The sequence below is a fragment of the Rhizobium sp. Leaf371 genome (assembly GCF_001424045.1).
Lineage (GTDB): Bacteria > Pseudomonadota > Alphaproteobacteria > Rhizobiales > Rhizobiaceae > Ferranicluibacter.
In genome coordinates, this window is record NZ_LMQB01000023.1 from 630,758 (window position 1) to 654,012 (window position 23,255).

Consider the following 23,255-nt stretch of genomic DNA (forward strand, 5'->3'; position numbering starts at 1 on the left):
CTATTTGTAAATGAAGCCGACATTGCCGTGATATTGACCGACCGGCTGCGCACCCCGATTGCCGTAGAGACGATTGACTTCGCCGAGGAAGAAGCCGGGAAGATCCGCAGACGGATTGAAATTGTCGTCGGGCCGCGAGATCTGGTTGCGGGCGACGGGACGCACGAGATAGGGCGTGGCGATGATGACCAGTTCCGTTTCGTTGCGCTGGAAATCGCGCGAGCGGAACAGCGTGCCGAAGATCGGGATCTTGGCAAATCCGGGGACGCCGGAAATCGCCTGGCGGATATTGTCCTGCACGAGGCCGCCGATGACGATGGAGCCGCCGGAGGGAAGCTCGACGCTGGTCGATGCCTCGCGCTTACGGATCGACATGTAGTTCTGGCCGGGGATGCGGGGATAGGTGCCGCTGACGACGCTGCCCTCGAAGGTCGGCTCCGACACGTTGGTCTCGATGTCGAGCGCGATCCGTCCCGGGCCGAGAACGACCGGCTTGAAGTTCAGCTCGACGCCGTATTCGACCGTTTCGACCTTGCGTTCCAGGACAGGCTTCACCAGCCCGGTCGTCTTGTCTTCCTCTTCGGTGACTTCCTGACCGGCCGGGATGCGATAGTCGCCACCGACGAAGAACTTGGCGCTCTTTCCCGAAATGGCCGTCAGGCTCGGCTCTGCCAGCGTCCGCATGACACCGGCCTGCTCCATCGCATTGATGTAGCTGGCGAGCCCGACGGCACCATTGGCGATGCTGCCCGTGATGAGGGACGAGGCGGGATTGATGGCATTGCCCAGATTGGCGGGATTCTGGAACGAGATCTCAGCGTTCTTGCCCCTCACGGCACCGGAGAAGCCGAGCTGCTTCAGGATCTGGCGCGAGACTTCGGCGACCGTGACCTTCAACATGACCTGGTCTTCGCCGTCGATCGTCAGGAGGTTGACGATCTTGGATTTCTGGCGGTCTTCCGCATAGATGTCGGCATCGCCATTGGTGCCCTGCGCGGTGATGTTGCGGGTCGTCGCCTCGCCGCCCTGGAGGAAGGCCTGCGCCAGTTCCACCACGCGCGTCGAATCGAGCGGCGTGCGGACCGAGCCGGTGAGCACGATATTGTCCGAGACGATCTCGACGTTGATGTCGGAGTCCGGCAGGTAGCGCCGCAGATTGGATTCGAGCGTCGAGACGTCGCGCTCGATTTCCAGATCGAGGCTGACGATTTCCTCGCCATTGGCCCCGAAGATGAAGATATTGGTCTGCCCGACGGACTTGCCGAAGAGATAGATGCGGCGGGAGGTGCGCGTCACCGCATCGGCAAGCGACGGGTCGGCGACGAGAATATCATGCGCATCCGTCGGCAGGTCGATGACGACGGCCTTGTTGAGGCCGAGCTTGATGGTCTTCTTGACGCCGGGACCGCTGTCGACGATGCGCACCAGCGCGCTGTCTGCCGCCAGAGCGACGCCGGCAAAGCCCGGCATGACCGGCGCGGCGGTGAGGGCCAGGGCCATGGCGAGCGCGCCGGAAAGCGGAGCGCGCAGCGTCTTCCCGAAGGTCATGGAGGTCTTTCCTCGGCTGGCCATTATTGCATCGCTCCCGTCTTGGTCTCGCCGTCTGAGGAGACGATGGAGCCGGATTTGATCAGCTGGACGGCCGGGCGGCTGCCGCCGGAGAGCAGGTAATCGGCACCGATGGTGTCGGGCTCCTGCGCATCGGCGACCGAGCGCAGAGCGAGCGACAGGCGATCGGCCATCTGCTGGGCGACGGCGAGGACCTTGGACTGGTCGGGCGTCAGCTCGAGGGTTGCGGTCGTGCCGATGACGGTCTTGGAGCCGTCGTCCTTTTCCTCGATCTGCTGATCGACGGCGAGGATGCGGACGTTGCTCAGCACGGTTTCCGTATTGAATGCCTTACCTTCACCCTTGCGGACCATGATCACATCGACGCGGTCGTTCGGCAGGATGAAACCGCCGGCGCCCGTGGCCACGGTGATTTCGGTCGCAACGGCGCGCTTTCCGGCCGGAAGAATGGAGGAGAGGATACGGCCGGAGGCATCGGCGATCTTTTCGGCGCGAACCGGCTCGCCATTGAGAAGCGGCAGGCGCACGACGGAGCCCTGCAGCTGGGTCACGGCATCCGGGCGGGCTTCGTCGGTGATGAAGCCATCGACGATGCCGTCCTTCGGCCAGGCCATCCAGCGGATCGTATCCGCACTGAGACGCGAGCCGACCGGAAGGCTCTTGGCCATGACGAGGACGTTGACGGTGGGCTCGCGCTCGACGACAGGCTCCGACTGCTCGATGACGGTCGGGCCGGTGATGCTCATCGCCAGCAGGCCGGCAAGGCCGGCCGAAACGACCGCAACTGCCAAAATGAAAATGCGCGCCGGTTTCATGGAATTACCGAACCCTTCCCCTGATCATTGGGAAAGGCTACGGCGTAAAGGTATAAGTAAGGTTAACGAAACCAAACCATTTATACTTAACAAGGTGTTAAGATCGACGCTGAGCGAAGAGTGATGTTCGGTTTCCGACAGTTCAGCGAAGTTGCGCCAGCGCCAGTTGCATCAGGGGCGAGTCCGGGAAGGTCAGGAAGGCGCCGCAGCCGATGGCGACGCCATAGGGCACCTTGGAGCCGTGGAACAGTTGTTCGGGAACCGGAATGCGGTAGGCGAGGATGAAGTTTTCCCGGCTGCGCAGTAGCAGAATGGCGAATACCAGGACGCCGCCCAGAAAGGATACGGCCACCAGGAAGGTCAGAAGGCTCGCATTCCAGCCGAACCAGACGGCGCTCGCGGTCAGAAGCTTGGCATCGCCGCCGCCCATGACGTTCAGGGCGAACAGCGCGAAGCAGACGATGAAAACGCTCAACCCTGCGGCAAGATGCAGACCGATCGCCGTCATATCGAGACCAGCCAGAGGCGCGATCACGACGAAGGCTCCGAGCAGAATGGCGGAGACCCGGTTGGGAATCGTCATGGAGAGAAAGTCGGAGCAGGCGGCAAAGGCCAGGCACAACGGAAAAATGACGAAAATCGCAGCCTGAACCATGTCTTGCTCCAAACGAGCCTCACCTCTACAGGCTTCAGCTTAAGGAATTGCAAAGTCGACCGCACGAGACTGCATCCAAGCGCGCAAACGAAAAATGGCCGCCTGTTCGGGCAGCCATCGTTCGTTCTGCAAAGCAGACTTACTTGGTCGAATTGCCGAGCTTCGTGGCAATGTTGCCGAAGGCCGTGTTGATCTGGGTCCCGAGCGTCGTTGCGCCGGCAACGATTGCCAGGGCGATCAGCGATGCGATCAGGCCGTATTCGATTGCGGTCGCGCCGGACTCATCCTTGAGGAAACGTGCGAAAATTGCAGTCATGTCATTTCTCCTACTTCACTGTTCCGTGTTCAGCACTCCCTCCGACATGTCTCTGCCGGCCGGTTACAAACAACTTACACAACGCATATTTCGAGCGACTTAAAGAAAATCGTTACCACGCGGTAAATGGCGGGAAAATTCTCCGCCGCCTGTCGCCCGCCAAGGCACGCGTGTCGCGGGCCTTTAAGGCTTCATTCACCAAAAGCGAGGATGGTGGCGCATCGGCATCACCGGATCCTGCACCGCCATGGCTTTCATCTCGCCCCTTCGCCTTCTCTCGTCCAAACAGGGCCTCGACCAGGCTCGCCGCAGCGGGATTCTGGGGGTTGCGACCTGCCTTGCGGGCTTCCTCTACACGGGGGCGGCGATGGCGCAGGATGCGGCGCTGATGAACGTCTATCTCAACCACGCAAGGGTTCTCAAACTCGATCGCAGCGTCAGCCGCGTGATCATCGGCAGTGCCGAGATCGCCGATGCGACCGTTGCCGACGCCCAGACCATCGTCTTGACCGGTAAGTCCGTGGGAACGACCAACATCGTCATTCTCGACCAGAACGACAATCCGATCGTCGATCAGCGCATCCTCGTCTCGACGGACGAAGGCAACACGCTGCGCGTCTATCGCTCCACCGCGCGTGCCATTCTCACCTGCACGCCGAGCTGCGAAGAGCAGACGAAAAAGTAAACGCTCCCTGCCCCATGCGGGCCTTTTCGCACCCTCTTTAGAGCAATATGTCGTCTCGACGTTACGAAGTCGAAACGCTTTCCCGGTAAGCTGCCATTCACGCAGAACATGGCGGGTACAATGGCGCTTACCAAACGGGACGACGACGCGGATTTGAGGACGGCACCGGCACGCCGGACCCTTGCCGGTCGCTTTGCGCGCGATCGCAAGGGCGCGGCCGCCATCGAGTTCGCCATTCTCGTCATCCCCTTCATGATGGTCATCTTCGCCTCGATCGAGACCTTCGTCGCCTTTACCGGCGAGCAGATCCTTGCCAATGCGACGCAGACCATGGCCCGCAAGATCCGCACCGGCCTGTTGCCCGTCAATATGAGCCAGACCCAGTTTCGCAGTGCCTTCTGCAGCGAGCTGACGGCCATGCTGAGCTGCTCGGCGACCGAGCCCGGAACACCGTCGAAGCTTCTGATCGACGTGCGCAGCTATGCAAGCTTCGGCGACATCCCGACCGCCATTCCGCGCAAGGGCACCGATCTCGACACGACCGGCTTCACCTACGCGCCCGGCGGCCCCGGATCGATCAACCTGATCCGTGCCTATTACCGCTGGACCGTCGTAACCGATCTCGTCCGGCCCTATGTCACCAATCTGCGCGCGGCCGGCACGTCCATGCCGAACGACTATCTGATGGCGACGACCGCCGCCTTCATGAACGAGAAGTATTGATATGGACGGCGCAGACCGCAGCCAAAGCCGCAGCATCACTCCATGCCTTCTCTCACGGCTCCGCCGGCTTGCCCGCGATCGCCGGGGGACGAGCGGCATCGAGTTCGCGCTGATCGCGCCGATCCTCCTGATGATCTATCTCGGCGCGTTCGAGCTTTCGGTCGGTTTCAACATGTCGCAGAAGGTGTCCCAGGCGACCGGCACCGTCGCCGATATTCTCAGTCAGAAGACGGAAGTGACGCCGAGCGAACTCGACGGCATGAAGAATGTCGCGCTCAGCATCATGGCACCCTTTCCAGTCGGCAAATATGCGCTCAAGGTCTCCGGCATCCGTGTGACGGCGCCGGGCGTCGGCACGGTCGCCTGGTCGCGCGACGAAAAGGGGGGAACGCCCTATGCGGTCAACGCCCTCGTTGCCGTTCCCACGGACCTCACCGTGCTCAACACCTTCGTCGTGCGCGCGGAATTCTCCGTGCCCTACGAGCTGGTGCTGTTGACGCCGCCCGGCGTCAAGGCAAATTCCGTCCAGATCCTGAACCTGTCGGAGAGCTATTACTACCGCCAGCGTGTCGGCCTCGGGATCAGCTGCTCGCTCTGCAGGTAGTCCCGTCCGCTCCACCGCCCTCCCTCGCCGCGTCGCCTCGCCATCGGCCGGTTTGCAAAAGGGTAAGGCGAAGCGTATCTCTTGCCGCCAATGTCGGCCCGGTTCAGGTGCCGATCCCATGGCGCCGACCTCAAGCGGCCAATCGTTCAGGAGACTGCGGGGCGTGCGGGCTTTTCTCTTCGTTCTGGATTCCCTCGGCATCGGCGGCGCGCCGGATGCGGCCGCGTTCGGCGATGCGGGTGCCGATACGCTCGGACACATCGCCGAATTCTGCGCTGCCGGGGCCGCCGACCGGCAAGGGCTGCGCAGCGGCCCGCTCACCCTTCCCAACCTGGCGGCACGCGGGCTTTACCATGCAGCACGGCTTTCGAGCGGCAGCATTCCGGCCGGCGTCACCCTTCCAGAAACCGTCGATGGCGTCCATGGCGCGGCCGAAGAGGTCTCGCGCGGGAAAGACACGCCCTCGGGCCATTGGGAGATCGCGGGAACGCCGGTGCGGTTCGACTGGGGCTATTTCCCGAGCGAGGGCGACGCCTTTCCGGAAGAGCTGGTCGCACGGATCTGCGCGGCGGGCGATGTGCCCGGCATTCTCGGCAACTGCCATGCCTCGGGAACCGACATCGTCGCGCGGCTCGGCGAAGAGCATGTGCGTACGGGAAAGCCGATCTGCTACACCTCGTCGGACTCCGTCTTCCAGATCGCCGCGCATGAGGAGAGCTTTGGCCTGGAACGCCTGCTGGCCTTCTGCCAGACGGTTCGCCGACTGTTGGACGATGCCAATATCGGGCGGGTGATCGCACGGCCTTTTGTCGGCCGGAGCGCGCAGGACTTCACCCGCACCGGAAACCGGCGCGACTATTCCGTGCTGCCGCCGGAGCCGACGCTGCTCGACCGGCTGACGGCGGCCGGCCGCACGGTGCACGCGGTCGGCAAGATCGCCGATATCTTCGCGCATCAGGGCATCGGCCGCTCGATCAAGGCGAACGGCAACGAGGCGCTGTTCGACGCCAGCCTGAGGGCGATCACCGAGGCCGAAGACGGCGACCTCGTGTTCACGAATTTCGTCGATTTCGACATGCTCTACGGACATCGCCGCGATGTGGCGGGCTATGCGGCGGCCCTCGAGGCCTTCGACCGCCGACTGCCCGACCTCGATGCGGTGCTGCAGCCGGGGGATATCGTCATCCTTACCGGCGACCATGGCTGCGACCCGACCTGGCGCGGCACCGACCATACGCGCGAGCGCGTGCCCGTGCTGCTCTTCGGCCCCGGTGTCGCGAGCCGCTCGATCGGCATCATCCCGGGCTTTGCCGGGATCGGCGAGACGGTGGCCACGCACCTCGGCATCGCACCCGGCCACCATGGAAGGAGTTTCCTGTGACGCTGCACCTGAAGAAAGCCGAACTGCACTGCCATATCGAAGGGGCGGCACCGCCAGCCCTTGCCTTGGCACAGGCGCAAAAATACGGCGTCGACGTCTCTGGGCTGATCGAGGACGGGTCCTATGTCTGGAGCGATTTCAGCGCCTTCATCGTCTGCTATGATCGTGTCGCCTCGCTGTTTCGCACGGAGGAAGACTACGCCCTGCTGGCGGAAACCTATCTGACCGATCTTAGTGCGGCCGGCACGATCTACAGCGAGATCATCGTGTCGCCCGACCACGGCAACACGATCGGCATCGGCGCGGATGCCTATCTCCGCGGGCTTGCAGCGGGCATCGAGGCGGCCAAGGCGAAGACCGGCATCGAGGGCCGGATGATCATCACCATCATCCGGCATCTGGGCGCAGAGCCGGCCGAGCGGACCGCGCTCTACGCCGCCCGGCGGGATCATCCGCTCGTTACCGGCTTCAATCTGGCGGGTGAGGAACGGATGTACCGGGTCGCGGATTTCGCGCGCGCCTACGACATCGCCCGCGATGCGGGGCTCGGCCTCACCATCCATGCCGGCGAGATGGCCGGGGCGGAAAGCGTGCGCGATGCGCTCGACATCGTCAGGCCGTCGCGCATCAGCCATGGCGTGCGCGCGATCGAGGATGCCGATCTCGTCCGGCGGATCGCGGCGGACGGCGTGGTGCTGGAAACCTGCCCCGGGTCCAACATCGCGCTCGGCGTCTTTCCCGGCTTCCATGCCCACCCGTTGCGGGCGCTGCGCGATTCCGGGTGCCGTGTCACGCTGAATGCGGACGACCCACCCTTCTTCCATACGTCGCTCGCCCAGGAATACGAGATCGCCTCTGAGGTCATGGGGTTTGGTGACGACGAGATCGATGCCATGACCCGCACCGCCATCGAAGCGGCCTTCGTCGACGAGGACACGCGCGCCACGCTGCTTTCGAAGCTCTGAGCTTCCGCCGGACACCCGATCGACGCCCGATCGGTTGGGGACGGCGGCGCGGCGGACTTGCGGCGGCGGGTCTTTCCGTGGAAAAAGGAGGGCACCCATACGTCGCGGCAAAAGGCTTCCAGCATGACCAGCGTTACCGTCATCGACCATCCGCTCGTCCAGCACAAGCTGACGATCATGCGCAAGAAGGAAACCTCGACCGCGGGTTTTCGGCGGCTGCTGCGCGAGATCTCCACCCTCCTCTGCTACGAGGTGACGCGCGATCTGGAACTGACGATGGAGACCATCGAAACGCCGATGCAGCAGATCGAAGCGCCGGTGCTCGAAGGCAAGAAGCTGGTGTTCGCCTCGATCCTGCGGGCCGGCAACGGCCTTCTCGAAGGCATGCTGGAACTGGTGCCCTCCGCCCGCGTCTCGCATGTCGGCGTCTATCGCGACCATGAGACGCTGGAAGCCGTCGAGTATTATTTCAAGGCGCCGGAGAACATGGCGGAGCGGCTGGTGATCGTCGTCGATCCGATGCTGGCGACCGGCAATTCCTCGATCGCCGCGATCGACAAGCTGAAGGAGCGCGGCGCCGTGAACCTGCGGTTCCTGTGCCTTCTCGCCGCCCCCGAAGGCATCGCCAATTTTCACGCCGTCCATCCCGACGTGCCGATCTTCACCGCCGCGATCGACAGCCATCTCAACGAGAAGGGCTATATCATGCCCGGCCTCGGCGACGCGGGCGACCGGATGTACGGAACGAAGTAAGATCCGTTAACTCTCAGCCTCAAGAGACGGTGCGGACAGCGCCGTCTTTGCCGGTTTTTAAACATCCCGCGCGGTAGACAGGGACCATCGTCCTTTCGTTCGGGAGTTGCGGGCATGCTGAGCCGCGCGCTGATGATGGCCGGCCTTGCCTGTCTTTGCGCCTATACCCTGCCCATGGTCACCGGCCGCTATCTCGACCGGACGGCGACGGCGGAACCCTCCGCGTCGAGCGCGCGCATGTCAGGCGATCGCGCCGCGATCCCGGCCGCTTCCGGCGCGCGCGAAGTCGTGCTTCCGGCCGGACCGGGCGGGCATTTCGATGCCACCCTCGAACTGAACGGCCGGAGCGTGCACGGCCTGATCGATACGGGTGCGACCGTCGTCGCGCTCAACGAGACCACCGCACGGCGGATCGGCCTTTCGCTCTCGACGCTCGACTATTCCATCTCGGTCACCACCGCGAACGGCCTGGCGAAGGCGGCTTCGGTAACGCTGAAGCGCGTCAAGATCGGCAGCATCGCCGTGGACAACGTGCAGGCGATGGTGCTGCCGGATGCCGCCCTTTCGGGGACCCTGGTCGGCATGAGCTTCCTCAACCGCCTCTCGTCCTTCGCCGTGGAGGACGGAGCCTTGCGTCTCAGGCGCTGACGTCAGGCGGTCAGGCGCGACAGGATGATCGGACGCGGGGCGGAAGCGCCGTCTTCGATCGTATAGGCGGCTATGAAAGCGGCCGTCGCCTCGTCTGCGGCAGCGTCATCGGCGGCGTGGACGTTCGCCACGATCTGCCCCGCATCCACACGGGTTCCGAGCGGCAGGATGTCGGAAAAGCCGACGCTGTGGTCGATCGACTGGTCGGCGCGGGTGCGCCCACCCCCGAGCGCAATCACGGCCATTCCGATCGCGCGTGCGTCGCAGGTCGCGAGAACACCGGCGCGTTCGGCAACAACGGGCCGGGCAACGGGGGCGCTCACCAGATAGGCTTCCGGGCGCTCCACGAAATCCGCAGGTCCACCCAGTGCCGAAACCATGCGGCCAAAGGTGTCGAGCGCCGCGCCGCTCTCGAGCGCCCGCCGCGCCGCATCCTGGCTTTCGACCGGACCCGACGTGACGCCGGCAACGAGCAACATTTCGGAGGCGAGCGCCATCACCACCTGCTCCAGCCGCGAGCCCTGCTTTTCGCCACGCAGGAAGGCGAGGCAATTGAGGATTTCGAGCGAATTTCCGACAGCATCCGCCAGCGGCTCGCTCATGTCGGTGATCAAGGCCGTCGTGCGCAGGCCGGCGCCATTGGCGACATCGACCAGCGCGCGCGCGAGGATCTCGGCTTCGCCCTGCGAGGCCATGAACGCGCCGCTGCCGACCTTGACGTCGAGCACGAGGGAGCCGAGGCCGGCGGCCAGCTTCTTCGACAGGATGGACGCGGTGATCAGCGGCACCGAATCCACGGTCGCGGTGATGTCGCGGATGGCGTAGAGCCGGCGATCGGCCGGCGCGAGATTGGCCGTCTGCCCGATGATGGCGCAGCCGACGGTTTCCACGACATGGCGCAGGGTCTCCGGCGAGGGCGCGATATCATAGCCGGGAATGGATTCGAGCTTGTCCAGCGTGCCGCCGGTATGGCCGAGGCCGCGGCCGGAGATCATGGGCACGACGAGGCCGCAGGCTGCAAGGATCGGCGCGAGCATGAGCGAGACATTGTCGCCGACGCCGCCCGTCGAGTGCTTGTCGGCGATGGGCCGCCCGAGCGCGCGATAGTCGAGCACCGTGCCGCTGTCGCGCATGGCAAGCGTGAGCGCCACCGTTTCGGCGCTGGTCATGCCGGAGAACCATGTCGCCATGGCGAAGGCTGCCACCTGGGCGTCGGCAATGGCGCCATCGGCGATCCCGGCCACGAAGGCCGCGATGTCACCGGGATCGAGGGCGAGGCGATCGCGTTTGCGGCGGATGATCTCCTGCGGGATCATCGCCTCAATACGCCGCGGGTGCGGCAAGGGACTCGCGCCCCTCGATGACCGAGAGGATATCGGCCAGCAGACCCGACGCGCCGAAGCGGAAGGTCGAGGGCATCAGCCAGTCCGGGCCGTGAATGGTGGCGGCGAGCGTCAGATAGAGCCGGGCGTCCGCCACGGTCTTCACACCGCCGGCCGGCTTGAAGCCGACATGGCGTCCGCTTTCGCGAATGGCGGTCAGCATGATGTCGGCCGCCTCCAGCGTCGCATTGACGGCGACCTTGCCGGTGGAGGTCTTGATGAAATCGGCCCCTTCCTGGATGGCGAGGTGAGAGGCGTTGCGGATCAGCCCGCGCTCCTTCAATTCGCCGGTCTCCAGAATGGTCTTCAAGAGGACCGTCTCTCCGCAGGCCGTGCGGACGGCGCTGATCATATCGCGCACCGCCTGCTCGTCGCCGGTCATCAGGGCGCGATAGGGAATGACGAGGTCGATCTCGTCGGCACCGTCGGCAATCGCGCCGGTGGTTTCGGCAACGACCTCCTCGATTTTCAGCTCGCCCGAGGGAAAATTGACGACGGTCGCGATGTGCACCGGGCTCGAAGGCCCGAGGATCTCGCGTGCCTGGCGCACGAAGCGCGGCCAGATGCAGATCGCGGCCACGGGACCGTGCGGCGTGCGGGCCTTGGCGCACAGCGCCTCGATCGCCTCCGGCGTGCAGTCGTCGTTGAGATCGGTCAAGTCGAGCAGGGACAGCGCAAGAGAGGCGAGCTGCCGGTTGCTGGCTTCCAGTGTCATAGGTGCCTCCCTTGGGCGGGTTCGGTCCTGATGCGGTAGAGGTTTTGCCGGGGTTTGGCAAAGCCAATCGCAGCCGGAGACCCAGATCAGCCGATCGTATCGGTGGCGAAGGAGTGCGGCAGCAGGTCGGAGAGGACGACCGTCTTCTTCACCCCGGTCTCGTCGCAGAGATAGATCGGCGTGCCGGCTTCGGCAAATTCCGACAGGCGCTGGCGGCAGCCGCCGCAGGGCGGGCAGAGCGGCAGCTTCTCGGCGATGACGGCGACTTCCAGGATCTTTCTGGCGCCGCCCATGATCATGTGACTGATCGCCGTGGTTTCGGCACACCAGCCCTCGGGAAAGGAGAGGTTCTCGATGTTGGCGCCGGCATAGATCGTGCCGTCCTCGGCGCGGATGGCCGCCCCCACCGGGAATTTGGAATAGGGCGCGTGCGCCAGCGCCATGGCCTTGCGTGCGGCTTCGAAGAGATCGGTCGCCATGGGATCAGCGCTCCTTGACATAGGGCACCCCGCCGGCCTTGGGCGGCACGGCCTTGCCGATGAACCCGGCGAGAAGGATGACGGTGAGAATATAGGGCAGCGCCTGCATGAGCTGCACCGGGATCTGCCCGATCAGCGGCAGCGGATTGCCCTGCAGGCGGATGGCCAGCGCATCGAGGAAGCCGAAGAGCAGGCAGGCGAGCATGACGTTGAGCGGCTTCCACTTGGCAAAGATCAGCGCGGCAAGCGCGATATAGCCCTTGCCCGCCGTCATGCCCTTGACGAAGCCGGCGGTCATGGCAAGCGACAGGTAGGCGCCGCCGAGGCCGGCGAGAATGCCGCAGCAGATGACGGCGCGATAGCGCATCCAGACGACCGAGATGCCGGCCGTATCCACCGCGCCCGGATTTTCGCCGACGGCGCGCAGGCGCAGGCCGAACCGGGTGCGATAGAGGATCCACCAGGTGATCGGCACCATGGCGAAGGCGAGATAGGTGAGGAAGAAGTGGCCGGAGATCAGATCCGCATAGATCGGCCCGATGACCGGAACCGGGCGGATCTCGTCGGCGAAGGGGAAGGTGATGGTGCTGAAGCGCGCATCGCCCGCCAAAGCGGGCGTGCGTCCGCCCTGGCGGAACCAGGCTTCGCCAAGAATGATGGTGGAGCCGAAGACGATGAAGTTGATGGCGACGCCCGAGACGATCTGGCTGCCGCGCTGGGTGATCGAGGCATAGCCGTGCACCAGCGACAGCAGGACCGAGATGAGGATGGCGGCAAACAGCCCGGCCCAGACCGAGCCGGTGACGGCGGCAACGGCTCCGGCGGCAAAGGCGGCACCCAGCATCTTGCCCTCAAGCCCGATGTCGAAGACGCCGGCACGCTCGGTGAAGAGCCCGCCCAGCGCTGCGAAGATCAAGGGCACGGAGACGCGGATGGTCGATTCGAGCACCGTCACCAGCATGTGAAAGACATCCATGGATCAGGCTCCCTTGGCGGCGGCGGCGGCCGATCTGCTGCTGGCGACGGTGGCGAAGATGCGGCCGATCGCCGGGCGGAACATGTTTTCGAGCGCGCCGGCAAAGAGGATGACGAGGCCCTGGATGATGACGATCATGTCGCGCGAGATGGTCGGCATTTCGAAGGCGATCTCGGCGCCGCCCTGGTAGAGCATGCCGAAGAGGATGGCGGCGGGAATGATGCCGGCCGGGTGCGAGCGGCCCATGAGCGCGACCGCGATGCCGACGAAGCCGGCGCCCTGCACGAAATCGAGCTGCATGCGGAACTGCTCGCCCATGATCGGGTTCAGCGCCATCATGCCGCAGAGCCCGCCCGAAATCATCATGGCGATGACCGTGATGCGCGCATCCTTGATGCCGGCATAGCGGGCGGCCGACGGACTGTGGCCCATGACGCGCATCTCGTAGCCGAGCCGCGTGCGCCAGATCAGCAGCCAGCAGCCGAAGGCGGCCAGCAGCGCGAGGAGGAAGGAGATGTTGAACGGCGCGTTGCCGATGTCGAGACCGAAAATGCCGAGCAGCCAGTCGAGCTTCGGCAACTGCCCGCCGGCCTCGAAGGTGCGGGTCTGCGGCGCCATGGAGCCGAGCGGCTTCAGGACCCGGGTCAGGAGGTAGACCATCAGGCTCGAGGCGATGAAATTGAACATGATGGTGGTGATGACGATATGGCTGCCGCGCTTGGCCTGCAGCCAGCCGGGCAGGAAGGCCCACATGGCCCCGAAGGCGGCGGAGCCGAGGATTGCCAGTGGGAAGACGACATACCAGGGCATGAGGCGATCGAGCCAGAGGCAGACGAGCGCCACGCCGATGCCGCCAACGTAAGCTTGGCCTTCGCCACCGATGTTGAAGAGGCCGGCATGGGAGGCGACCGCGACGGCCAGGCCCGTGAAGATGAAGGTCGTGGCATAGTAAAGCGTGAAGCCGATATATTCGCCGCGTCCGAAAGCGCCGTTGATCAGGTGATAGGCGGCCTCCAGCGGATTCTCGCCGACGAGCAGCACGACGAGGCCGGCGACGAGGAAGGCGACGACGAGATTGATGAGCGGGATGAGCCCGTATTCGGCCCAGCCGGGCAATTTGGCGTAAGGATTGCTCACTGCGCGGCCTCCATGCCCGTTTTGGCGCGGTTTTCGACGCCGGCCATCAACAGGCCGAGATCGCCCTCGTCGGCATCCGACGTCCGCTCGCCGACCACGCGTCCGGCGAACATGACGAGGATACGGTCCGACAGAGCGCGAATCTCGTCCAGCTCCACCGAGACGAGCAGAACCGCCTTGCCCTGATCGCGCATCTCGATGATCCGTTTGTGAATGAACTCGATGGCGCCGACATCGACGCCGCGGGTGGGCTGGCCGATGATCAGCACGTCCGGATTGCGCTCCATCTCGCGGGCCAGCACGATCTTCTGCTGATTACCGCCCGAGAAGTTGGCCGTCTTCAGGCGGGGGTTCGGCGGGCGAATGTCATATTGGGCGATCTTGTCCTCGGCATCCGCGCGCATGGCGGCGATATCGAGCAGGGCACCCTTCTTGTAGGCGGGATCGCGATGGTAGCCGAGGATGGCGTTTTCGCTTTCCTCGAACTTGAGCACCAGCCCGACGTGATGGCGGTCTTCCGGCACATGGGCGAGGCCGCGGGTGCGCAGCTCCGCCGGGTCCGCAAGACCGGTGACATCGACGGTGGAGCCGTTGAGCTCGACCGTGCCGCCGGTGGCGCGGCGGATGCCGGCAATGGCTTCGAGCAGCTCGGACTGGCCGTTGCCCGCGACGCCGGCGATGCCGACGATCTCACCGGCGCGCAGATCGAAGGACACGTTATCGACCATTGTGACGCCGCGACCATCGCGAACCGTGAGGTTGCGCACCGAAAGCTTGACGTCGCCGGGACGCGCCTCGCCCTTTTCGACCCGCAGCAGGACGCGCCGCCCGACCATCAGCTCGGCAAGCTCCTCGACGGAGGTCTTGTCCGTCTCGCGCGTCGCGACCATTTGGCCGCGCCGCATGACGGAGACCGCATCGGTGACGGCCATGATCTCGCGCAGCTTGTGGGTGATCAGGATGATCGTCTTGCCCTGGTTCTTCAGCTGTTCGAGGATGCGGAACAGGTGATCGGCTTCCGGCGGCGTCAGAACGCCGGTCGGCTCGTCGAGGATGAGGATATCGGCCTTGCGATAGAGGGCCTTGAGGATTTCCACGCGCTGCTGCAGGCCGACGGGAAGTTCCTCGATGACGGCATCGGGATTGACCTCCAGCGCGTATTCCTTCTCCAGGCGCTTCAGCTCGATGCGGGCCTTGGAGATCGAGGCGTTCAGCACCTGGCTGTCCTCGGCACCGAGCATGACGTTTTCGAGCACGGTGAAGTTTTCGACCAGCATGAAATGCTGGTGCACCATGCCGATACCGCTGGCGATCGCCGCGTTCGGGTCCTTGATCGTCAGCACCTTGCCATCGACGAGGATCTCGCCGTGATCGGCCTGGTAGAAGCCGTAGAGGATCGACATCAGGGTCGATTTGCCGGCGCCGTTTTCGCCGATGATCCCGTGGATCGTGCCCTTGCGGACGACGAGATCGATCTGTTTGTTGGCGTGGACAGGGCCGAAGCTCTTGTCGATGCCCCGAAGCTCAATCGCGATATCGCTCATGGCAGCCGCATCCCCGTTCCCGGCACCCGTTGTCGGCAGGCCATGCCGCCGGGTGCTTGCTTGATTGTCCGACCGTCCGCTTGAGGAAAGCGGGTGGTCGAGGCTAACATCGATCATGACGATCGAAAGCGCTAAATCGGCGGATCGACCGTTTCGCGTTTGACGTTCCGCCGGGCGGACCCTCTATAACGACGGCAGACAATCCGCCAGTGACAAAGAGAGGATGACGATCATGACGAGCGAAGAGACGCGGATGACGACCATTGAGGAAACGATCGCGCATCAGGCCCGCACGATCGAGGACCTGTCGCAGCAGCTTGCCGATCAATGGAAGATCATGGAACAGGTCCGCACGAAACTCGACCGCCTGACCGAGCGGTTCCTGACGCTGGAAGAGACCTCGCTGGAGGCCCCCGCCATCACCCGACCACCGCATTACTGAGATGCCGCGCCACGGGAAAGGCACCGCCGGCCGCAGGGGCCGACAGCGCGCTTCCCGCATCGTGGAAGATCTCAATAGGCGCAGGCTTCATCCGTCATGTAGTCGTGAACCTGGATCGTGCCGGCGATGATATCGGCCTTGGCCTTATCGACGGCCGTCTGCATTTCCGGGGTGATCAGCGCCTTGTTGTTGTCGTCGACGGCATAACCGACGCCGTCTTCCTTCAGGCCGAGATTGGAGATGCCAGGCTTGAACGCGTCGTTCTTGGCGCTCGTGAAGCTGTCATAGACGGCCACGTCGACACGCTTCAGCATGGAGGTCAGGACCTTGCCGGGCTGCATGCCGTTCTGGTTCGAGTCGACGCCGATGCCGAGCTTGCCGGCATCTGCCGCCGCTTGGAGCACGCCGACACCGGTGCCGCCGGCGGCGTGGTAGACGACGTCCGAGCCCTGGTCGAACTGCGACTTGGCGATTTCACCGCCCTTGACCGGGTCGTTCCAGGCTTCCGGCGTCGTGCCGGTATAGGCTTCGAGAACCTTGACGTCGGCGCCGGTGGACTTGGCACCGCCGATATAGCCACAGGCGAACTTGTGGATCAGGGGGATATCCATGCCGCCGATGAAGGAGACGGTCTTCGACTTGGAGGCGAGGCCGGCGAGAACGCCGACGAGGTAGGACCCTTCCTGCTCCTTGAAGACGACCGACTTCACGTTCGGCTTGTCCACGACCATGTCGATGATGGCGAACTTGGTGTCGGGATATTCGGCAGCCACCTTTTCGAGCGCGGCCGCCCAGGAGAAGCCGGCCATGACGATCGGGTTGTTGCCGTCGCCGGCGAAGCGGCGGAGCGCCTGTTCGCGCTGCGCGTCGTTGGCGATTTCGAATTCGCGATAGGCAATGCCGGTTTCGGCCTTGAACTTCTCGGCGCCGTTGAAGGCGGATTCGTTGAAGGACTTATCGAACTTGCCGCCGAGGTCGTAGATGACCGCCGGCTTGATGTCGGCAGCCAGCGCCGTGGCCGACATCATCGAGAAAGCAAGGAGACCGAGGAGGGTTTTCTTCATTGTGCAGCCCTGTTTGTTACCATGTGTTTTCTGGGTCCTCCCGCACGCTTCTCTTATATCGGAAGCATGTCTGCGGAACCGGCCGCGCTTGAGGGCGGGCTTGGTTGAGGTGTATCCTTGCACGGGCTTTTAGAAAATACACCCGAAATTTTTCAACTGGTAAAAAATAGACAGAGCATAGAAATCGATGACGGTCCCGGATGGGGCACCCGGTCGAAATCGCGAAAAGGCCGTCGCGTGATCCTCCGCGACGGCCTTCGATCTTTGGTGAGGCAGGATTTCAGAACGACTTGCTGAGCTTCAGCGTGACCGTGCGCTGCTCGCCATAGCCGCAGGTAAACTCGCCCTGGCAGCTCTTCACATAGTCCTTGTCGAACAGGTTGGCGACGTTGAGCGCGGCGCGCCAGCCATTCTTCTCGTAGCGAATGGCGGCGTCGGCCACCACGGCATCGGGGACCTTCAGCGTATTCGTCATGTTCGCGAAGGACTGGCCCTGATACCGCAGGCCGCCGCCGATGCTGATGCCTTCGAGCGCGCTTTCGGTGACCATATACTCGATCCAGAGCGACGCCTGCTGCTCGGGCACGAGGAACGGCCGGTTGCCGATGAGCGACGCGTCGCCGTCCTCGGTGATTTCCAGATCGTTGTAGGTGTAGCTGGCGAGCATCCGCCAGTTCTGGCTCAGATTGGCCTTGCCCTCGAGCTCGAAGCCGGTGGACGTGACCTCGCCGAGCTGCCGCTGGAAGGAGGGCGGGCCGGCATAGGTCGTCGTCACGTTCTGCTTGACGATCTGGTAGACCGACGCGGTGAGCGAGCCGTCGAAGAAGGTCGGCTCGTATTTGACCCCGCCTTCGACCTGATAACCATCCTCCGGTTCGAGCGCACCGCCGCTGCCGGCGAGCGTGCCGATCTGCGGATTGAAGAAGGTCGCAACGGAAACATAGGGCGTCAGACCATTATCGAACGCGTAGGCGAGGCCTGCCCGTCCGCTAAGCGCACCGTCACGGGTGGAATAGGATCCTGTCGCCAGCCGCGAGCGGTTCTCGATATCGACATAGTCGTAGCGACCGTTGAGCGTCAGGAGCCAGCCACCGCCAAAGCGGATCTGATCCTGCGCGTAGAGGCCCGCCTGCTCCAGCCGCGTCACGCCGTCGAGATAGGTGAAATAGGCCGGGAGCAGCACGCCGTAGACCGGATCGAGCGGATCGAGATCCGAGGCCGGAAAGGCGGAGGCCTGCGCCTGATCGATCTTGACGTTCTTGTAATCGACGCCGATCATCAGCGCATGATCGAGCGGCCCCGTCGAGACGGTGGTTTCCAGCCGCGTATCGACATTGAAGCTGTCGACGCCGGTGTCGTGCCTGAAGCCGAGCCGGGCGAGATCGTTGGTCACCGGATTATAGGCATAGGGGTAGACAAGCTCCTCGACCTTGTCGAGATGGGCAAAGCGCAGGTTCTGCGACAGCTTCCAGCCGTTGTCGAACTCGTGGGCGAACGCGTAGCCGATCATCTGCTGGTCGTAGCGCCCGGAATCGCGATCCGGCTCGCCGAAGAAGAAATCGCGATCGATTTTGCCGCCGAACGGGCCATCCACGACGGTTCCGGCATAGGGCAGGAAGCCGTTGCCGACATGGGTCTGATCGAGCGACGACGCGACGGCATAGACCGTCAGCGATGTCGCGTCATCCGGGGCATAGGTGATCTGCGGCATCAGGAAACCGCGCAGATCCTCGGAATAATCCGAATAATTGTCGCCGCCGGCCACCTTGCCGGTGACGCGATAGGTCACGGCGTCGTTGGCCTTCCGGTTGACGTCGAAGCCGAAGAAGGCATTGCCGAAGTTGTTGATGCCGATCTCGACCTCGGTCAGCGCCTCGTCCTGCGGCCGCTTGCGGATGAGATCGACGATGCCGCCGGGGTTTGCGCCGCCATAGAGAACGGATGCCGGGCCCTTCAAGACATCGACGCGCTCCAGCATGTAGGCATCCGTCTGGAAACCGCCGAAGCCATAGGAAAACAGATTGAGGCCATCCAGGAAGACGCCGGTCTGCGTGGCATCGAAGCCGCGGATGTAAAACCAGTCCGTATCGGGATCGGAGCCAAAGGGTTCGGTGGTGACGCCGGGCGTGTAGCGCAGAGCTTCGTCGATCTTGGTCACGACCCCGCGATCGTCGAGCTCCTGGCGGCCGATGACGGAGACGGACTGCGGAACGGCCTTGAGCGGCGCCGCAGACTTCGATCCCGCCGTCGTGTCGCGGGCGACATAACCATCGACGGGGCCGGTTGCCGACTGGGTGGTTGCCTGCCCGCCGCGAACGACGATGGCATCGAGCTGTGTCGGCTGCTGGCCTGAACCCTGCGCCGTGCTGGCCGGCTGCTCCTGCGCCGACGCCGCCGCGGCGCCGAGCATCACGGCCCAGGCTGCGGTTCCGGCCAGCAGGCGAGCCCTCAAGTTCCGGCGCTGCTTTTGAAGCGTATCGATCGTCCCCGTCATCTCTGTCCCCTCGTCTCGCCGACCTTGGGAACGCCCCTGTTCCCTTCACACGATCGCCTCATGAAGATGAGGAAATCTCTCATGTTTCGGATAGCGCAAATACCCGCCGCCGGATTGATCCGTTTTGCGGATTTTGAACGATTCCGAGGCGATGTCCGTGCGGAGCGGAAACGGGACGGGAACTGCGGTAAATCCGCCACGCGGGCGCGACCTGCCCTGACACAGGCTCTCAATCCTGTTTCTACCGCTGTGCCCGCCATTCTAGCGGCCGCGCAGCCACCGGCCCGGCGTGGTACCCGACATCTTGCGGAAGGCGCGGGTGAAATGCGCCTGATCGGCAAAGCCGGTGATGGCCGCGACCTCGCTGAGGCTCGCCGTGCGGGCCACGAGCAGGGTCTTGGCCCGCTCGATCCGCGCCTTCATCTGCCACTGGTGCGGCGGCATGCCGGTCGAGGCCTTGAACGCCTGGCTGAAATGCGACTGGGATAGGCCGGTGAGGTCGGCGAGTTCCTCCAGCCGGATGCCGCGCAGGCAATGGGTCTCGATGAATTCTGTCGCCCGACGAAGCTGCCAGGGCGCGAGCGCCCCGCGCAGCCGTCGCCCGGATGGCGGGACGCGCATCAGCGCGATGAACAGTCCGAGCGCCAGCCCGTCGCCATAGAGATCGTGCAGCGGATCGGGATCGGCGCATTCGGCCGCAAGCAGATCGGCAAGGGCCAGAAGCCGCGGATCGGCGAACATCAGCCGGGGTTGCTCGATCATGAAAGGATCGAGCTGGCTGCCCATGCGCTGGCCGAGCGCGGAAATGTCGAAATGAAGATCGAGATGCCGGATCGCCCGGATGCCCTCAAGCTCGGCCCGCAGTTCCATGCCGGCGGGAATGTAGGACAGGCGGCGGCAGGGCGAACCCGGCCGGTCGCTCTCCCCTCTTCGTGCGGCGCCCGCGCCGATCGATGCCATGGCAAGGCTGCGGGTGGGGTCGCCGGTGGTTTCGAGCACCGCGAAAAGGCGCGGCGCATCGGCAACATAGGAACCGCCGGCCAGCCGGGCGCACTGCACGTCCCAGAGGTCGGCGACGGCGCCATTGAAGATGCGCCGGTTCCAGGTTCCGATCTGGTCGAAACCGGAAATCCTGTTGTTCATCCTGGGCTGGAAGGTCATCAGCGCTGTCGCGGCATCCGGGGTTAAACATGAAAGTTATTGTCATGTTTATAGGCAGAAGCGTCAAAGGATGCAATGCCGGGCGACATTGACGGCGAACGCGATGCTACCGCCCGCGACGGCGCGCGGGCGGCGTGTTCATGGACGGATCACATCCCGGACATCAGAGGGCAGGCACTGGGCAGCTCACGCCGGTTCCCCGCAGGCCGCAATAGCCGTTGGGGTTCTTGGCCAGATATTGCTGATGCTCGGGCTCGGCAAAATAGAAGGTGCCGGCCATCGCGATCTCCGTGGTGATCGCCTCCCGGTGGCCCGCTTTCTTCAACTGGGCCTGATAGGCGTCGCGCGCGGTCTTCGCCTCGGCGAGCTGCGCCTCGTCCCCGACATAGATGGCGGACCGGTAGGTGGTGCCGACATCGTTGCCCTGGCGCATGCCCTGTGTCGGGTCATGTTCTTCGAAGAACACCTTCAAGATTTCGCCGAAGGCGACGAGCTTGGGATCGTAGACGACGAGAACCACCTCTGTGTGGCCCGTCAGCCCCGTCGTCGTTTCCTGATAGGTCGGGTTCTTGGTGAAGCCGCCGGCATAGCCGACGGCGGTGACATGGACGCCCGGCAGCTGCCACATCAGGCGCTCGGCGCCCCAGAAGCAGCCCATGCCGAGCAGCACGGTCTTCATGCCTTCGGGATAGGGCCCCTGGAGCGGCTGCCCGTTGACGGCGTGGTGCGTGGCGGTCGGCAAGGGTGTCTCGCGTCCGGGCAGCGCATTCTGCGGCTCGGGCATGGTGGTCTTCTTGCTGAAAAGCTCGGTCAGAAACATTGAGATTCGTCTCCCTTTCAAGATGATCGTTCGAAGATTTAAATCACGTCAGGTCTCAGACGTGTCGAGCGTGCGCGTCGATCGGCCGCTTGTCGCCTGCCGGCATCCGGACCTGCGCGAAACCGTCTTTCGCAAGCCGCCTTAGGCCAGCCAGTTCAGGCCAATCGGGGCTTGCGCGTCCTGCGATACCCGGCCATCCAGAACAGCAGCGCCAGGCTCAGAAAGACCGCAAAGGCCGGCTGTTGCAGACACCAGCGGACGACCGGCTGCAGCATGGCGAAATCGCCGCCCGGCCGCTCCAGTGCCTCCACCGCCTCCAGCCAGGATGCGCTGACGGATGCCACCGCGATCCCGAGCGGCGTCACGACCACGGCCGTCTCCGCAACCGAGCGGATCGCATCCACGGTTCCCGCAACAATCGCGGCGATCAAGGCGAGACCGCTCAGCAGCCTGAAGAGAATTGCCATCACCTGTTTCCGCTATCCTGCCTGCCGCCCGTCCCGGCCGAATCGACCTCGTCCCGCCGGAACGCCCGCGCGGCGTCTCTTCCGTCTGGCAGCGCATTTCCCGTTAAAGATAGGTTGCCGCCGCGCAAGCGCAATGGCAAGCCGGAGCAACCGGCCTCGGGCCGGCTTCGCGCAGCTTGAGAAGTGCTCGGGGCCCATCGGAAAAATCTGTCAGATTTCGGTTGATCGCGGTGAGATCATCGGTATATATCGCGCCGTTCGCAGGATTTTCCCTTTACAGGGTTTTCAGTGAACCGTTGCACCCGGTCGCGATCTCTCGCCATCCGCGCAACACGCTCATCGTCTAAACCAGCGATGACGGATATCACGGACAGGTGGCCGAGTGGTTTAAGGCGCACGCCTGGAAAGTGTGTGTGCGTGAGAGCGTACCGCGGGTTCGAATCCCGCCCTGTCCGCCAGTCTTTTTTCTCCTCTTCGTTCATCTCCGCGGCGCAATGCCTGTGGATCGGCAGTCTGCGGTATGGCGATTTCGGAAATCGTGTTATCGGACCGTTTTCGTGAAGCAAGGGACAGAGAGTGTGAGCGAACAGACCGTAGCCGAGGTAACCGAGAAGATTTATGCGTCGCTCCAGTCGGACAATGCCGATATCGACGTGCATATTGCGAGCCTCAAGGCAGCGCTTGCGCGGGAGGGCGCGACGGAAGCGGTGTTCGACTCCGCCAAGCTCGCACAGAACAATCGCTCCGGCCGCAAGATGATGCAGGCGTATTTCCGGCAGCGTGGGGTCCGGGTGAGCTTTTCGTCCTGACGGACCTCGAACAGGAGCGGGCGACGCAGACGCCTTGTCCGCTCTCTACCGTCACGCAGGCGGCATAACACGTCTCAGGGATTCTTGCTTCTGCCCGGACCTGCGGGCGCCGTCTCGCGCGTTCCCTGCGGCTTGAACTCCACGAGGATCGACTTCAGCTCGATCTCGCGCACGCGCCGGGCGGCTTCGTCGGGAGAGACCCAGGCAAGCACGCGTTCGCCGCGCTCCTTGAAGTCGTCGCTGATGCTTTTCACCTCGATCTGAAAGAGATCGACGATGCAGGGCGCGACGTCGCCGTCATCGAGCCATTTCAGATAGGTGTAGCGGCCGATCGGCTTCTTGCGCGTGCGGCCGCGGACGCCGGCTTCCTGCCAGGCCTCGATCGCCGCCGCGCGATACGGCTTCTTCTTCTTCATCGGCCAGCCCTTGGGAATGGCCCAGCGCCGGCTCTCCCGCGTCGTGATCACGAGGATCTCGATCGCGTCGCCGCTTCCGACATAGCGAAAGCAGACGGCGCCATATTGCTGGCGAAAGCTGCCCTGAAACAGCTTCGCCGGCATGGTGGCCAGCTGCTGCAGCAGATGACCGGCCTGGTTCGTCTGCTTCTTCGTAACCTTTTTTGGAAGTTTCATGCCGTCAAATCGACGCTCT

The 23,255-nt window shown here is 63.9% G+C and carries 25 protein-coding genes and 1 tRNA gene; 10 read left to right on the forward strand and 16 right to left on the reverse strand.

Annotated features, from left to right (window positions below):
* From ASG39_RS13720 to ASG39_RS13735, 4 genes are all read right to left on the reverse strand, one after another.
* On the reverse strand, window positions 1-1,500 hold the full coding sequence (locus tag ASG39_RS13720; RefSeq protein ID WP_156468150.1) for a type II and III secretion system protein family protein: 1,500 nt from the start codon (window positions 1,498-1,500) through the stop codon (window positions 1-3).
* A gap of 71 nt (window positions 1,501-1,571) precedes the next feature.
* A complete protein-coding gene (gene cpaB, locus ASG39_RS13725) occupies window positions 1,572-2,384 on the reverse strand; it encodes a Flp pilus assembly protein CpaB (protein WP_062595490.1) in 813 nt (270 codons plus the stop codon).
* Between the two features lie 142 nt (window positions 2,385-2,526).
* On the reverse strand, window positions 2,527-3,039 hold the full coding sequence (locus tag ASG39_RS13730; protein WP_062595491.1) for a prepilin peptidase: 513 nt from the start codon (window positions 3,037-3,039) through the stop codon (window positions 2,527-2,529).
* A 139-nt stretch (window positions 3,040-3,178) separates the two neighbouring features.
* On the reverse strand, window positions 3,179-3,355 hold the full coding sequence (locus ASG39_RS13735; protein WP_062595492.1) for a Flp family type IVb pilin: 177 nt from the start codon (window positions 3,353-3,355) through the stop codon (window positions 3,179-3,181).
* Between the two features lie 247 nt (window positions 3,356-3,602).
* Here ASG39_RS13735 and ASG39_RS13740 point away from each other — a divergent pair, with 247 nt between their 5' ends.
* The 7 genes from ASG39_RS13740 (at window position 3,603) to ASG39_RS13770 (ending at window position 9,114) form a co-directional block, all read left to right on the forward strand.
* Complete coding sequence (locus tag ASG39_RS13740) at window positions 3,603-4,040, forward strand: pilus assembly protein N-terminal domain-containing protein (protein ID WP_082477233.1); 438 nt, start codon at window positions 3,603-3,605, stop codon at window positions 4,038-4,040.
* Window positions 4,041-4,160: 120 nt separating this feature from the next.
* The gene (locus ASG39_RS13745) at window positions 4,161-4,763 is read left to right on the forward strand and encodes a TadE/TadG family type IV pilus assembly protein (RefSeq protein ID WP_062595493.1); all 603 of its coding nucleotides are present in this window, start codon (window positions 4,161-4,163) and stop codon (window positions 4,761-4,763) included.
* Between the two features lies 1 nt (window position 4,764).
* Complete coding sequence (locus ASG39_RS13750) at window positions 4,765-5,367, forward strand: TadE/TadG family type IV pilus assembly protein (RefSeq protein WP_062595494.1); 603 nt, start codon at window positions 4,765-4,767, stop codon at window positions 5,365-5,367.
* Between the two features lie 163 nt (window positions 5,368-5,530).
* Window positions 5,531-6,748: a phosphopentomutase gene (locus tag ASG39_RS13755; protein WP_244481227.1), complete on the forward strand. Its 1,218-nt coding sequence runs from the start codon at window positions 5,531-5,533 to the stop codon at window positions 6,746-6,748.
* Window positions 6,745-7,713: an adenosine deaminase gene (locus ASG39_RS13760; RefSeq protein WP_062595496.1), complete on the forward strand. Its 969-nt coding sequence runs from the start codon at window positions 6,745-6,747 to the stop codon at window positions 7,711-7,713. Before ASG39_RS13755 ends, ASG39_RS13760 begins: the two co-directional genes overlap by 4 nt.
* 123 nt (window positions 7,714-7,836) lie before the next feature.
* Window positions 7,837-8,466 carry a uracil phosphoribosyltransferase gene (gene upp / locus ASG39_RS13765; protein ID WP_062595497.1) on the forward strand — a complete coding sequence of 210 codons (630 nt, stop codon included), beginning with the start codon at window positions 7,837-7,839 and terminating at the stop codon, window positions 8,464-8,466.
* 114 nt (window positions 8,467-8,580) lie between these two features.
* A complete protein-coding gene (locus tag ASG39_RS13770; RefSeq protein ID WP_062595498.1) occupies window positions 8,581-9,114 on the forward strand; it encodes a TIGR02281 family clan AA aspartic protease in 534 nt (177 codons plus the stop codon).
* Window positions 9,115-9,116: 2 nt separating this feature from the next.
* Here ASG39_RS13770 and deoA read toward each other — a convergent pair whose 3' ends face one another.
* The 6 genes from deoA to ASG39_RS13800 form a co-directional block, all read right to left on the reverse strand.
* The gene (gene deoA / locus ASG39_RS13775) at window positions 9,117-10,430 is read right to left on the reverse strand and encodes a thymidine phosphorylase (RefSeq protein WP_062595499.1); all 1,314 of its coding nucleotides are present in this window, start codon (window positions 10,428-10,430) and stop codon (window positions 9,117-9,119) included.
* A gap of 4 nt (window positions 10,431-10,434) precedes the next feature.
* Window positions 10,435-11,211 (reverse strand): deoxyribose-phosphate aldolase, encoded by a 777-nt coding sequence (deoC, locus tag ASG39_RS13780; RefSeq protein WP_062595500.1) that lies wholly within the window; start codon window positions 11,209-11,211, stop codon window positions 10,435-10,437.
* An 86-nt stretch (window positions 11,212-11,297) separates the two neighbouring features.
* Window positions 11,298-11,690 carry a cytidine deaminase gene (locus tag ASG39_RS13785; RefSeq protein WP_082477234.1) on the reverse strand — a complete coding sequence of 131 codons (393 nt, stop codon included), beginning with the start codon at window positions 11,688-11,690 and terminating at the stop codon, window positions 11,298-11,300.
* Between the two features lie 4 nt (window positions 11,691-11,694).
* On the reverse strand, window positions 11,695-12,666 hold the full coding sequence (locus ASG39_RS13790) for an ABC transporter permease (protein WP_062595502.1): 972 nt from the start codon (window positions 12,664-12,666) through the stop codon (window positions 11,695-11,697).
* A 3-nt stretch (window positions 12,667-12,669) separates the two neighbouring features.
* Window positions 12,670-13,803, reverse strand: coding sequence for an ABC transporter permease (locus tag ASG39_RS13795; protein ID WP_062595503.1), 1,134 nt, complete (start codon window positions 13,801-13,803; stop codon window positions 12,670-12,672).
* Window positions 13,800-15,347, reverse strand: coding sequence for an ABC transporter ATP-binding protein (locus tag ASG39_RS13800; RefSeq protein WP_062595504.1), 1,548 nt, complete (start codon window positions 15,345-15,347; stop codon window positions 13,800-13,802). Before ASG39_RS13800 ends, ASG39_RS13795 begins: the two co-directional genes overlap by 4 nt.
* 232 nt (window positions 15,348-15,579) lie before the next feature.
* Here ASG39_RS13800 and ASG39_RS13805 point away from each other — a divergent pair, with 232 nt between their 5' ends.
* The gene (locus tag ASG39_RS13805; RefSeq protein WP_062595626.1) at window positions 15,580-15,789 is read left to right on the forward strand and encodes a SlyX family protein; all 210 of its coding nucleotides are present in this window, start codon (window positions 15,580-15,582) and stop codon (window positions 15,787-15,789) included.
* A 71-nt stretch (window positions 15,790-15,860) separates the two neighbouring features.
* Here ASG39_RS13805 and ASG39_RS13810 read toward each other — a convergent pair whose 3' ends face one another.
* The 5 genes from ASG39_RS13810 to ASG39_RS13830 form a co-directional block, all read right to left on the reverse strand.
* Window positions 15,861-16,853: a BMP family ABC transporter substrate-binding protein gene (locus tag ASG39_RS13810; RefSeq protein WP_062595505.1), complete on the reverse strand. Its 993-nt coding sequence runs from the start codon at window positions 16,851-16,853 to the stop codon at window positions 15,861-15,863.
* A 280-nt stretch (window positions 16,854-17,133) separates the two neighbouring features.
* Window positions 17,134-19,347: a TonB-dependent siderophore receptor gene (locus tag ASG39_RS13815; protein ID WP_062595506.1), complete on the reverse strand. Its 2,214-nt coding sequence runs from the start codon at window positions 19,345-19,347 to the stop codon at window positions 17,134-17,136.
* 261 nt (window positions 19,348-19,608) lie between these two features.
* The gene (locus tag ASG39_RS13820; protein ID WP_062595507.1) at window positions 19,609-20,508 is read right to left on the reverse strand and encodes an AraC family transcriptional regulator; all 900 of its coding nucleotides are present in this window, start codon (window positions 20,506-20,508) and stop codon (window positions 19,609-19,611) included.
* A 163-nt stretch (window positions 20,509-20,671) separates the two neighbouring features.
* Window positions 20,672-21,328 (reverse strand): peptide-methionine (S)-S-oxide reductase MsrA, encoded by a 657-nt coding sequence (msrA, locus tag ASG39_RS13825; protein WP_062595508.1) that lies wholly within the window; start codon window positions 21,326-21,328, stop codon window positions 20,672-20,674.
* Window positions 21,329-21,483: 155 nt separating this feature from the next.
* Window positions 21,484-21,795, reverse strand: a complete 312-nt coding sequence (locus ASG39_RS13830) for a hypothetical protein (RefSeq protein WP_062595509.1) — start codon at window positions 21,793-21,795, stop codon at window positions 21,484-21,486.
* A 368-nt stretch (window positions 21,796-22,163) separates the two neighbouring features.
* Here ASG39_RS13830 and ASG39_RS13835 point away from each other — a divergent pair.
* Window positions 22,164-22,253, forward strand: a tRNA-Ser gene (locus ASG39_RS13835).
* 120 nt (window positions 22,254-22,373) lie between these two features.
* A complete protein-coding gene (locus ASG39_RS13840) occupies window positions 22,374-22,604 on the forward strand; it encodes a hypothetical protein (RefSeq protein WP_062595510.1) in 231 nt (76 codons plus the stop codon).
* A 74-nt stretch (window positions 22,605-22,678) separates the two neighbouring features.
* Here ASG39_RS13840 and ASG39_RS13845 read toward each other — a convergent pair whose 3' ends face one another.
* On the reverse strand, window positions 22,679-23,236 hold the full coding sequence (locus tag ASG39_RS13845; RefSeq protein WP_062595511.1) for an NUDIX hydrolase: 558 nt from the start codon (window positions 23,234-23,236) through the stop codon (window positions 22,679-22,681).
* Between the last annotated feature and the right edge of the window lie 19 nt (window positions 23,237-23,255).